This is a genomic window from Geodermatophilus sp. SYSU D00691, assembly GCF_054050275.1.
On sequence record NZ_JBJGYZ010000038.1, the window covers coordinates 1 to 11,459 of the forward strand.

14 protein-coding genes are annotated in these 11,459 nt (G+C 75.2%); 5 read left to right on the forward strand and 9 right to left on the reverse strand.

Going from position 1 to position 11,459, the window contains the following annotated elements; all coding sequences use genetic code 11:
* The 4 genes from ACI797_RS22835 to ACI797_RS22850 all read left to right on the forward strand — a co-directional run.
* A partial coding sequence (locus ACI797_RS22835; protein ID WP_456861709.1) for a S1C family serine protease occupies nucleotides 1-743 on the forward strand: 743 nt, incomplete at its 5' end.
* 23 nt (nucleotides 744-766) lie between these two features.
* Complete coding sequence (locus tag ACI797_RS22840) at nucleotides 767-1,240, forward strand: SRPBCC family protein (RefSeq protein ID WP_456861710.1); 474 nt, start codon at nucleotides 767-769, stop codon at nucleotides 1,238-1,240.
* Between the two features lie 63 nt (nucleotides 1,241-1,303).
* Complete coding sequence (locus tag ACI797_RS22845) at nucleotides 1,304-2,233, forward strand: GNAT family N-acetyltransferase (RefSeq protein ID WP_456861712.1); 930 nt, start codon at nucleotides 1,304-1,306, stop codon at nucleotides 2,231-2,233.
* 65 nt (nucleotides 2,234-2,298) lie between these two features.
* The gene (locus ACI797_RS22850) at nucleotides 2,299-3,222 is read left to right on the forward strand and encodes a GGDEF domain-containing protein (RefSeq protein WP_456861714.1); all 924 of its coding nucleotides are present in this window, start codon (nucleotides 2,299-2,301) and stop codon (nucleotides 3,220-3,222) included.
* Between the two features lie 60 nt (nucleotides 3,223-3,282).
* Here the strand turns inward: ACI797_RS22850 and ACI797_RS22855 are convergent, their stop codons facing one another.
* From ACI797_RS22855 to ACI797_RS22890, 8 genes are all read right to left on the reverse strand, one after another.
* Nucleotides 3,283-4,212: an ABC transporter permease gene (locus ACI797_RS22855; protein ID WP_456542653.1), complete on the reverse strand. Its 930-nt coding sequence runs from the start codon at nucleotides 4,210-4,212 to the stop codon at nucleotides 3,283-3,285.
* A complete protein-coding gene (locus ACI797_RS22860; RefSeq protein WP_456861715.1) occupies nucleotides 4,209-5,294 on the reverse strand; it encodes an ABC transporter permease in 1,086 nt (361 codons plus the stop codon). Before ACI797_RS22860 ends, ACI797_RS22855 begins: the two co-directional genes overlap by 4 nt.
* Nucleotides 5,291-6,907 carry an ABC transporter ATP-binding protein gene (locus tag ACI797_RS22865; protein ID WP_456861717.1) on the reverse strand — a complete coding sequence of 539 codons (1,617 nt, stop codon included), beginning with the start codon at nucleotides 6,905-6,907 and terminating at the stop codon, nucleotides 5,291-5,293. Before ACI797_RS22865 ends, ACI797_RS22860 begins: the two co-directional genes overlap by 4 nt.
* Nucleotides 6,904-7,920: a BMP family protein gene (locus ACI797_RS22870; RefSeq protein ID WP_456861719.1), complete on the reverse strand. Its 1,017-nt coding sequence runs from the start codon at nucleotides 7,918-7,920 to the stop codon at nucleotides 6,904-6,906. The genes ACI797_RS22865 and ACI797_RS22870 overlap by 4 nt, the downstream gene beginning before the upstream one ends.
* A 125-nt stretch (nucleotides 7,921-8,045) precedes the next feature.
* A complete protein-coding gene (locus ACI797_RS22875) occupies nucleotides 8,046-8,843 on the reverse strand; it encodes an SDR family oxidoreductase (protein ID WP_456861721.1) in 798 nt (265 codons plus the stop codon).
* 41 nt (nucleotides 8,844-8,884) lie between these two features.
* Complete coding sequence (locus ACI797_RS22880; protein WP_456861723.1) at nucleotides 8,885-9,067, reverse strand: hypothetical protein; 183 nt, start codon at nucleotides 9,065-9,067, stop codon at nucleotides 8,885-8,887.
* A gap of 10 nt (nucleotides 9,068-9,077) precedes the next feature.
* Nucleotides 9,078-9,260, reverse strand: a complete 183-nt coding sequence (locus ACI797_RS22885) for a hypothetical protein (RefSeq protein WP_456542647.1) — start codon at nucleotides 9,258-9,260, stop codon at nucleotides 9,078-9,080.
* 34 nt (nucleotides 9,261-9,294) lie between these two features.
* Nucleotides 9,295-10,278 (reverse strand): helix-turn-helix transcriptional regulator, encoded by a 984-nt coding sequence (locus tag ACI797_RS22890; RefSeq protein ID WP_456861726.1) that lies wholly within the window; start codon nucleotides 10,276-10,278, stop codon nucleotides 9,295-9,297.
* A 93-nt stretch (nucleotides 10,279-10,371) separates the two neighbouring features.
* On the opposite strand from ACI797_RS22890, the gene ACI797_RS22895 reads away from it, so the two are divergent.
* A complete protein-coding gene (locus ACI797_RS22895) occupies nucleotides 10,372-10,887 on the forward strand; it encodes a DinB family protein (protein ID WP_456861728.1) in 516 nt (171 codons plus the stop codon).
* Between the two features lie 291 nt (nucleotides 10,888-11,178).
* Here ACI797_RS22895 and ACI797_RS22900 read toward each other — a convergent pair whose 3' ends face one another.
* On the reverse strand, nucleotides 11,179-11,373 hold the full coding sequence (locus ACI797_RS22900) for a hypothetical protein (RefSeq protein ID WP_456861730.1): 195 nt from the start codon (nucleotides 11,371-11,373) through the stop codon (nucleotides 11,179-11,181).
* Nucleotides 11,374-11,459: the final 86 nt, after the last annotated feature.

An 11,459-nucleotide genomic window follows, 5' to 3' on the forward strand; every position in this document is an offset into this window, starting at 1 on the left:
CCCCCCGCCCCCCCCCCCCCCCCCCCCCCCCCCCCCCCCCCCCCCCCCCCCCCCCCCCCCCCCCCCCCCCCCCCCCCCCCCCCCCCCCCCCCCCCCCCCCCCCCCCCCCCCCCCCCGACGCGGGCTCCCTGCGGGTGGGCCAGCTGGTGGTCGCCGTCGGCAACCCGCTGGGGCTGGCCGGGTCGGTGACCGCGGGCGTGGTGAGCGGCCTGGGCCGGTCGCTGCCCACCCGCGACGGCCGCACCGCCCGCGTGGTCGAGGACGTCATCCAGACCGACGCCGCGCTCAACCCGGGCAACTCGGGCGGCGCGCTGGCCGACTCCGCCAGTCGCGTCGTCGGCATCAACACCGCCGTCGCCGGGTGGGGACTGGGCCTGGCGGTGCCGATCAACGACACCACCCGGCGGATCGTCGGCTCGCTGATCACCGACGGGCGGGTGCGCCGGGCGTACCTGGGCCTGGTCAGCACGCCGGCGCCGCTGCCCGCGCAGCTGGCCGAGCGCACCGGCCGGCGGCTGGGCCTGCGGATCGTCGACGTCGTGGCCGGCTCGCCGGCCGACCGGGCGGGGCTGAAGTCCGGCGACCTGGTGCTCGAGGCCGCACGGCGGCCCGTGGCCGAGGCGCAGAGCCTGCAGCGGCTGCTGTTCGCCGACGCGATCGGGCAGCCGCTGCCGGTGACCGTCTACCGGCGCGGGGCGATGGTCGACGTCATCACCGTGCCCACCGAGCTGACCGGCGGCTGAGCGGCGCCTGCCAGACTGCGGGCGTGCCCAGCCCGACGCACCAGGGGTCGACCGTCGTCGCCGTCCCGCCGGAGGAGCTCTACGACCTCGTCGCGGACGTGACCCGCACCGGCGAGTGGAGCCCGGTCTGCGTCGCGTGCTGGTGGGACGACGGCGCCTCGGGACGGGTCGGCGACTGGTTCACCGGCCGCAACGAGACGCCGGCGCGCACCTGGGAGACGCGCAGCCGGGTGGTGGCCGCCGACCGCGGCCGCGAGTTCGCCTTCGTCGTCGGCGGCTCCCTGGTGCGGTGGCGCTACACCTTCCGGCCGGTCGAGGGCGGCACCGAGCTGACCGAGTCGTGGGAGTTCCTGCCGGCCGGGCTCGCGCTGTTCGCCGAGCGCTACGGGGCCGACGCCGACGCCCAGGTCGCCGACCGCACCCGGGCCGCGCACGAGGGCATCCCGGCGACGCTCGCCGCGATCAAGCGGATCGCGGAGGGCGCCGCGGCGCAGTAGGGTCCGGGCGTTCCGCACCGGTAGCGGCCTCCCCCGGTTCCCCATGCCCTCCGGAGGCTGGTCATGACGTCCGTCGAGGTGCGGCCCTTCCGGCGCGCCGACCGCGATCAACTGGCAGACCTCGTGAACGCCCACGTCGCGGCGGTGGTGCCGGGCGTCGCCGTCCCGGTCAACACCCTGCTCAGCCGGCTCGAGTCGGAGCCCGGCGAGTTCGTCGTCGACCCGTGGGTCGCCGAGCGGCACACCCTCGTCGCCGAGCAGCGCGGGCGGGTCGTCGCCGCCGCGCACCTGGTGCGCTACGCCGGCACCGCCGGCGTGGGCGAGGGGTACCGCGACGCCGGGGAGGTCCGCTGGCTGGTGTGCTGGCCGGAGGCGCCCTTCTGGCCCGACGCGGCGCGGGCCGGGGACGCGCTGGCGGCCGCCGCGGTCGCGTGGCTGACCCGGTCCGGGGTCCGGCGGCAGTACGCCGACGGCGCCCTCCCGGCACCGGGCGTCTACGGGCTGCCGGAGCAGTGGCCGCACGTGCAGCGCATCCTGCGCGACGCCGGGTTCCGGCCCGGCTCCCGCACCGAGGACGTGTACCTGGCCGACGTCGCCGTCCTCCCCCGCCCGGCGCCCCCGCTCCCCGGCCTGACCACCCGCCGCACGCTCGGGGTCAACGGCACCCGCTTCACCGGGCTGCTCGACGGCGCGGAGGTCGGCTACGTGGAGGTGGAGGACCGCGGCGGCGACACCGGCCGGATCGTGCAGCAGCGCGGCTGGGCCGACGTCGGCAACCTGCACGTCGCCGAGGCCCACCGCCGCCGGGGGCTGGCCACCTGGCTGCTGGGCGAGGCCGCGGAGTGGCTGCGGCTGGGCCACGTCGACCGGCTGCTCGACTACTGCGCCCCCGAGGAGGCGGCCTACCGCGCCTTCCTCGAGCACGCCGGCTTCCGCGTGCTGACCCGCACCACCCGCGGGTGGGAGCGGCCGGTCTCCCCCTCCCGGGGGTGATGGGCGCCGCCGTCCTGCACCCGCCCCCCTCCGCGTGCCGATGGTCGCGGCGAGGGAGGGATGCCATGCACGCCGGTCGACCGGCGGCGACGCGGATGCTGTCGCTGCTGTACGCGCTCAGCGGTGCGCTGTGCCTGGCGGGCGCGGCGCGGCCGATGGACGCGCGCACCCCGGTGACCCTCCTGTGGGTGCTCGGCGCGGTCGGGCTCGGGACCGGGACGGCGGTGTGGCTGGCCGGCCGGCGTGTCGGACCCGCCGCGCAGCACGTGCTGGCGGCCGGCATGGCCGTGCTCATCGGGCTGCTGGCCTGGCGCTCGGCGACCGCCGTGGGCATCGTCGGCCTCGGTCCCGTGCTCATCGCCCTCGGCACGTACGCCGCCTGGTTCTTCCGGCTGGGCCCCGCCCGCGCGCACGTGCTGCTGGTCGTCGCGGCCGCGACCGCCGGCGCGGTCGCCGCCCGGCCCGGCGGGTTCGCCTCGGCCTGGGTGCCGGTCGTGGTCGCCACCCTCGTGCTCACCGAGGTGCTGGCCCGGCTGGCCGCCTCGCTGCGCTCCGCCGCGACCACCGACCCGCTCACCGGCGTGGCCAACCGGCGCGCCTGGGAGCTGGAGGCCGAGCGCAACCTGGCCCACGCCAGCCGCACCGGCGAGCCGCTCACCGTCGCGATCCTCGACCTCGACGCCTTCAAGGAGGTCAACGACACCGAGGGCCACGGCGCCGGGGACGCGCTGCTGCGCGACCTGGCGCACCGGTGGAGCGGGCAGCTGCGCCGCGCCGACCTGCTCGGCCGCTACGGCGGTGACGAGTTCGTGCTGTGCCTGCCGGGCACCGACACCGCCGGCGCCACCGAGATCCTCGAGCGGCTCGACGCCAGCCACGACTTCGGCTGGTCGGTCGGGGTGGCCGGCGCCCGCCCCGGGGACACCCTGGGCAGCGTGCTCGCCCGCGCCGACGCCGACCTCTACCGCCACAAGCGCAGCCACCGCTGACGGCCCCCTCCGCTTTCGGCGCCGGAAGCGGGACCGCTTTCGGCGCCGAAAGCGGATGGCTCAGGCGGTGCGGGACTCGCGGTCGTAGTTGCGGCCGAGGAACTGCGGCACCTTCGCCCACCGGAAGGCGAAGATCATCACCAGCAGCGTGGCGACGTACGGGATGACCAGCAGGACCTGGCTCGGGATGTCGATCCCCGAGACCTCGGCCCGCAGCGCGACGACGTCCATGGCGGCGAAGAACAGCGCGCCGGCGGCGATGAACTGCGGCCGCCACCCGCCGAAGAACGTCAGCGCGATCGCCAGCCAGCCGCGGCCGCCGACGATCGTGTCGGTGTAGGTGCCGGTGTAGACCAGCGGCAGGAAGGCGCCCGCCACGGCCATCAGCGCACCGCCGACCGTCGTCGTCCACAGCCGGTTGCGCACCACCGGGATGCCGAGGCTGTCGGCCGCCTTCGGGTTCTCCCCCACCGACCGCAGGTTCAGCCCCGACCGCGTGCGGTAGAGGTAGAACCACAGGCCCACGGTGAGCAGCGCGGCGAGGTAGACGAGCACGTTGTGCGAGAACAGCGCCGTCCCCAGCACCGGGATGTCCTTGAGCAGCGGGATCTCGATCCGGGGCAGCGTGTCCACCCGCGGCGTCGTCGCGGCCTGCCCGATGACGATCCGGTAGAGCAGCCCGGCCAGGCCGGTGGCGGCGAAGAACAGCGCCAGGCCGACGACGAACTGGTCCAGCCGCAGGGCCGTCGTCGCCCAGCCCAGCGCGAAGCCGAAGACGGCGCCGACGCCGGCGGCGAGCAGGATGCCCAGCGTGCTGCTGCCCGTGCTGTAGCTGATGAGGAAGCCGACCGAGGCGCCGAGCAGCATGACCCCCTCCTGGGACACGCTGAAGACGCCGGCCAACCCGCCGAGCATCGTGCCGAGCGAGGCCAGCAGGTACGGGACCATCGCGATCACCGTGAGCTGGGCCAGGGCCGCGAACTCCGTCATGACGCCCTCCGCGCCAGCCGCCCCGCGATCACGTCGGAGAGCAGCAGGAAGATCAGGATCAGCGCCTCGATGATCAGCACCATCTCGGCGGGGACGCCGACGGTGCGCTGCATCGAGCTCGCGCCGACCTCGAGGATCGCGATGCCGAACGCCACCACCGGCACCCAGAGGGCGCTGCCCCGGGCGATCAGGCCGATGATGATGCCCAGCAGCAGGAAGTTGGACTGCATGCCCTCGATGGCCCGGGCGTGCACGCCGCTGACCTCCAGCGCGCCGGCCAGCCCGCCGAGCGCGCCGCCGACGATCAGGGCCAGGACGGCGACCTTCTCGACGCGGATGCCGTTGATGCTCGCCGCGCGCGGGTTGGTGCCCGCGGCGCGCAGCTCGAAGCCCGCTGCGGTCCGGCGGGTGACGAGGATCGTCGCCAGGGAGACGAGGACGGCGAGCAGGATCCCCGCGTGCACCCCGGGCGGGCCGCCGAGCTCGGGCAGCTGGGCCCCCTCCCCCACTCGCTGGGTGGCCGCGACGCCGGCCGCCGGGTCCGACCACACCTCGGTGGCCGCGTAGTCGAGGACCTGGAAGGAGACGAAGTTCAGCAGGACGGTGCTGAGGATCTCGTTGACCCGGAACCGGCCCATCAGCAGTGCGGCGATGCCGGCCCAGACGGCGCCGGAGAGCACGCCGGCGACGATCACCAGCGGCAGCAGCACGGCCGCGGGCAGGTCGGCGTAGACGATGCCGACGCCGGCCGCCGCGGTGGCGCCGACCAGCAGCTGGCCCTCGCCGCCGATGTTGAACCGGCCGACGGCCAGCGGGATCGTGAAGCCGAGGGCCAGCAGGGTGAGCGGGACCCACTTGGTGAGGGTCTCTGTGAAGCCGAAGCTGGTCCGGAACGACGTGGTGAAGATCGTCCGGTACGCCTCCAGCACGTCGTAGCCGAGGGCCACGATGACGATGCCGGAGACGACGAAGGCCAGCACCAGCGCCAGCGCGTACGGGACGACGCCGCGCAGCAGGCGGGCGCCGGTCGAGGACGTCGCCGGGGCGGCCGCCTCGGGTTCGGTCAGGACGGGGGCGCTCATGCGGTCTCCCGGACGCCGGCCATGAGCCGGCCGAGCTCGTAGACGTCGTAGCCGCCGCGGGCGCGCTCGCCGACGATCTCCCCGGAGTAGAGGACGACCATGCGGTCGGCGAGCAGGCTGAGCTCGTCGAGGTCCTCAGAGATGAGGACGACGGCGCAGCCGCGGTCGCGGGCCTCGTGCACGCGGTCGTAGACGAAGCGGGTCGAGCGCAGGTCCAGCCCGCGCGTGGGGTTCTGCAGCACCAGCACCGCCGGCTCGCGGTCGAAGGCGCGGGCCAGCACGAGGCGCTGGATGTTGCCGCCCGAGAGGTTGCCGGCCGGGGCGTCGGGGCCCGGCGTCTTGATCGAGTAGCGGTCGATGGTGTCCCGCGCGTGGGCGCGCACCCGCCGCCAGTCGATCAGGCCGGCCTTGCGGTAGGCGCTGCTGCGCTGCGCACCGAGCAGCAGGTTGTCGGTGACCGTGGCGGCACCGAGGATGCCGTCGCGGTGCCGGTCCTCGGGCACGTAGGCCACGCCGGCCGACAGCCAGCGCCGCGTGGCCGCGCCGGCCAGCGCGACGCCGTCCACGGTGACGCTGCCCGACCGCACGTCGCGCACGCCGGCGAGCACCTCGGCCAGCTCGACCTGCCCGTTGCCGGCCACCCCGGCGACGCCGAGCACCTCACCGGCCCGGACCTCGAGGTCCAGGCCGTGCAGCGCGGGGACGCCGTGGTCGTTGTGGGCGACCAGGCCGGAGACGGCGAGGCGCACCGCCGCGCCGGCCACCTCGGGTGCCGGCGCCTCGGCCGCGGCGATCTCCTCCACGGGCGCCACGCCGAGCGCGGCGGCCACCTCGGTGCTCTGCTCCCCGGCCAGCTCGCCGACCATCAGCGAGGCCAGCCCGGTCGCGTCGGTGGCCGACCGCGGCACCGTGGCGATCCGCCGTCCGTCGCGCATGACCGAGATCCGGTCGCAGATCGCCAGGACCTCGCGCGCCTTGTGCGAGATGAAGACGACGCTGGTGCCCTCGGCGACGATCTCGCGCAGCGAGGCGAACAGCGCGTCGACCTCCTGCGGGGTCAGGTTGGTGGTCGGCTCGTCGAGGATGAGGATGCGCGCCCCGCGGTAGAGGACCTTGAGGATCTCCACCCGCTGACGGGCACCCACCGACAGCCGGTCGGTCCGGGCGCGCGGGTCCACGGCCAGGCCGAACCGGTCGGAGAGCTCGCTGATCCGGCGGGCGGCACCGCGCAGCCCGCCGGACCCCGTGCCCGTGCCGAGGACGACGTTCTCGACCACCGAGTACGTCGACACCTGCAGCAGGTGCTGGTGCACCATGCCGATGCCGAGCTCGATGGCGTCGCGGGGCGAGCGAATGGACACCTCGCGCCCGTCGACGCGGACGTCCCCCGTGTCGGGCCGGTAGAGCCCGTAGAGGACGTTCATCAGGGTCGTCTTGCCGGCCCCGTTGCCGCCGACCAGGCCGTGGACCTCACCGGCGCCGAGCTCGAAGTCGGCGTCGTCCAGGGCCCGGACCGGCCCGAACGACTTGCTGACCCCGCTCATCACCAGCGGCGGGGCCGAGCCGGGGGCGCTGCCGCCCCCGGCCGGCCCGGCGGGTGCCGCTGTGCTCATTCGACCGGGGTGACGTCGCGCTCGACCTCGATCTCGCCGGAGCGCAGCTGCTCCACCACCTCGTCGACCCGGTCGGTGACGGCCTGGTCGACGTTGGTCGGGGTCTGCAGCGAGATGCCCTGCTCGTAGTCCATCCCGAGGTAGCCGCCGGTCTCGCCGTCCTCCACCGAGGTCAGGATCTCGTCGAGCATCACCGAGAAGTCGTAGAGCACCGAGGTCAGGTAGTGGTCCGGCGACAGGTTGGACTTGTCGGTGTACTTGGCCGTCATGAGCACGCCGTCGGGGGCGTCGGCCACGCCCTCGAACGCGCCGACCGCGCCGAGGTTCAGCGAGGTCAGGATGACGTCGTTGCCGTCGGCGAGCAGCTGGCTGGTGAACTGCTGCGCGCGGGTCGGGTCGTTGAAGTCACCGGTCCAGACCGGGGTCAGGGTGGCGTCGGAGCCGGTGTCCGCCAGCGCCTGCTCGACCGCGTGCACCTCCGAGTAGGAGAAGGGCAGGGTCACGCCGCCCAGGTACGCGATCTGCCCGCTCTGGCTCGCCTCGGCGGCGAGCACGCCCAGCGGGTAGAAGGCCAGGTGGAAGTTGCGGTCCAGGACCCAGACGTTCTCCGGGACGTCGGCCGGCTCGGTGTCCTGCTCGGCGATGAAGACGACGTCCGGTGCCTCCTGGGCGACGGCCACGGTGGCGTCGTAGAACTGGCTGCCGTGGGTCCAGATGACGGTGTAGCCGTCGGCGACGTACTCGCGCAGCACGCGCTCGGCGTCGGGCACCTGCACGCTCTCCGAGTAGGTGATCTCGGCGCCGTGGTCGGCCTCGGCCGCCTCGAGCGCCTCGAGCCCGAGGAAGGTGTAGTCGGCGTCGGTGGTGGTGCCGGAGAAGACGGCGGCGATGCGGGGCGCGTCGCCGCCGCCGCCCTCCCCACCACCGCCGCCGTCCCCGTCGCCACCGCAGGCGGTGAGGGCGAGCAGCGTCGTGGCGGCCAGAGCGGTCGCGCTGAGTCGGGCGGATCGCATGGGCGGCACCATCCTGTGGGTCGGCCGGAAAGTGCGCCCAGATTTACCTCAGCGCTAAGGGGTGTCCCAGTTAACAGACCGAGACCGAGACCCAAATGAGATACGGCGCCGCGAGTTCCGCAAATTCAGCCGCGGCGCCACTCGTCGCTGCCCAGGTGCGAGCCGGCCATGGGGCCCATCTGCAGCATCCCGCCGTCCACGGTGTACGACGCGCCGGTCACGTAGCCCGCCTCCGGGGAGGCCAGGAAAGCGACCACCGCGGCGACCTCCCGGGCGTCGCCGGGACGGCGCAGCGGCACCCCCGGCCGCTCGTGCCCGGGTGCGGTCGGGTCCTCGTCCTCCTGGCCGGTCATCGCCGTCGCGATCTCCCCCGGCGCCACGGCGTTCACCGTGATGCCGTGCTCGGCCAGCTCGATCGCGGCCACCCGGGTGAGCAGGCCGAGACCACCCTTGGCCGCGCAGTAGGCGGCCGCGCCGACCCGCGGCTGGTGCTCGTGCACGCTGGTGATGTTCACGATCCGCCCGCCGCGGCCGGCGTCGACCATCCGCCGGGCGGCCCGCTGCAGGCACAGGAAGGCGCCGTCGAGGTCGGTGGCCAGCACCTCGCGCCAGGTCGCGAGGTCGAGCTCGAGCAGGGGTGTCATGTGGCCGGTCCCGGCGTCGTTGACCAGGACGTCGATCCCGCCGAGGGCGTCGGCGAGCTCGTCGACGACGTCGGCGGCGCCCGGCAGCTGCGTGAGGTCGAGCGGGCGCACCTCGGCCCGCCGGCCGAGCGCGCGCACCTCCTCGGCGGTGGCCTCGGCGGCCTCCCGCTCGCGGTACCAGGTGATGCCGAGGTCGCAGCCCTGCTCGGCGAGGGCGACGGCGGTGGCCCGGCCGATGCCCGACTCGGACCCGGTGACGACGGCGACGCGCGGTGGCATGCACCCGACGCTAGGGGCGCCCGGCGCACCCCGCAGGGTGGCTAGCGGCGGGTGAGCAGCCGCTGGTCGAGGAGCAGGTCGACCTCCTCCCGCGCCCGCTCGACCAGGCGGGCGTTCGCGGTGCTCGGCTCGGCGGCGAACCGGCGGCGGGCGCCGGCGAGCAGGTGGGTGGAGATGGCCAGCTGGGCGTCGATGAGCGCCAGCTCGCGCTCCACCGTGCGCACGGCGACCGCCTCAGCCGCGGGCGGCGAGGCGCTCGTCGAGTAGCCGGTCGACCGCGGCCTCGGCGTCGGCGACCAGCCGCTCGTTCTCGCCCGACGGGCAGTGGCTCCAGGCGCTGCGGGCCACGCCGAGCGCGATGTAGGCGACCGCGATCTCGTGGTCGAGCGTGTCGATGCTGGTGACGACCGGGCTCATGACGACCTCCCGAGGTGTGCTGCTGCCCCGCACGCTAGGCCCGGGGTACGACGTTTCCGGCCGCCTCGGTGAACCTGCGCGCGAGCTCCAGCAGGTGGTCGCGCAGCTCGGGTGGGGACACCGCGGTGAACCGCGCCCCCGTGAGCGCCAGGCCGGCGGCCGCCCAGGTGAGGTCGTCGGAGTCGAGGTGCACCCGGCAGCGGTCGGGGCCGTCGGCCTCCACCGTCGCCCAGCGGCCGATCCGCGCGCGCACCTCCTCCGCCGGTGCCTCGACCACCGCCTCGGCCGCGCGGCGGACCGGCAGCTCGACGATCCGGTCGCGGACGAAGCCGGCCGCGTCCTCGGCCGGGAACCGGCGCGGCCCGAAGCGGGCCCCGGTGCCGCGCGGGCCGGAGATCCGGTCGACCCGGAAGCTGCGCCAGTCGCCGCGGTCGAGGTCGTAGCCGACGAGGTACCAGCGCCGGCCGAGCGAGACCAGGCGGAAGGGCTCCACCGTCCGCTCGGTGCGCTCGCCGCGGGCGGCGGTGTAGCCGAACTCGACCCGCTCGGCGTCGCGGCAGGCCAGCGCGAGGGAGGTGAGGACGCCGGGCTCGACCCCGCCGCCCTGCGCCGGCGCACCGCCCCACGCCGCCGGCACGGTGACCGCCCGCAGCGCGTCCACCCGCTTGCGCAGCCGGGCCGGCATCACCTGCACGACCTTGGCCAGCGCGCGCACCGACGTCTCGGCCACGCCTTCGATGTCCGCGGTGGCCGCGGCCTGCAGCCCCACGGCGAGCGCGACCGCCTCGTCGTCGTCCAGGACCAGCGGCGGCAGCGCGGCACCGGGGGCGAGGGCGTACCCGCCGTCGACGCCGCGGCGCGCCTCCACCGGGTAGCCGAGCTCGCGCAGCCGGTCGACGTCGCGCCGCAGGGTGCGCACCGAGACGCCGAGCCGGCCGGCGAGGTCGCTGCCGGCCCAGTGGCGCCGGGCCTGCAGCAGCGACAGCAGCCGGAGGGTGCGGGAACCGGTGGCGGCCATGTCCCGAAGTATGTCCGCATTGCGGACAGGAACTGGCCCTTGCCGTCCCTAACGTGGTCCTCACCAGCAGGGACGACGACGAGGGGGCACCCCATGACCAGCACCGAGACCACCCTGACCGGCGAGCGGGCCGACCTGGTGCAGACCCTGGACAAGCACCGCGCGTTCTTCCGGCACACCGTCCGCGGGCTCACCGACGAGCAGGCGACGTCGCGGCCGACCGCGAGCGAGCTGACCCTCGCCGGCCTGGTGAAGCACGTGGCGAACACCGAGCGGCAGTGGGCGGACTTCGCCGAGCGGGGCCCGGCCGCGTTCGACATGGGCGAGGGCGGCATCGAGGCCTGGATGGCCCAGTGGCAGCTGCAGGACGGCGAGACGCTGGCGAGCGTGCTCGACGGCTACGAGGAGGTCGCCCGGCGCACCGACGAGCTGGTGGCGACCCTCGACCTCGACGCCGGCCACCCGCTGCCCGAGGCGCCGTGGTTCGAGCCGGGCGCGGTGTGGTCGGCGCGGCGGGTCTTCCTGCACGTCATCGCCGAGACCGCGCAGCACGCCGGCCACGCCGACATCCTGCGGGAGACGATCGACGGCCAGAAGACGCTGGGTTGAGGCCGGCTCCGACCGGTGATCATCGAGTTGTCGCCGCTCCGCGCAGCGTGTCCCCGCGTGTCAGCGGCGACAACTCGATGATCACGCCGCGCGGTGCGGGTCGACCCGCTCCTCCGGCCGCGGGCGAGGGGCGAGTGCTGCGAACTCGGGGCATTCCCGGCCCGCGAAGAACTCGTGCGGGCGGGCCCACGCGGACGGAGTCGCGACGCGGCTCAAGCCGCTTCCCCGCCCCTGGAGCCGCGTCACGGCGCGGCTCAACGGACGGCGGGTCGGCTCGGGCCGCCGCGGGCCTCACGCCGCGCGGTGCGCCGTGACGGCGGAGCGGCGGTCGAGCAGCAGGTTGAGGTCGTCCTCGGCCTCGGTGACCATCAGCTCGTTCTCGGCGCTCGGGCACCGGGAGAACCGGCCGCGGGCGCTGCCGAGGGCGATCCAGGCGACCGAGATCTCGAGGTCGAGCTCGTCGGTGCTGGCGGCGGTGGGGATCATGGCGACCTCCTGACGACCGTTTCGGTGCGGCGAACGCTAGGTGCCTGATGTGACGGATCGGCGACGCGGAAGTCACCGTCGTGCAC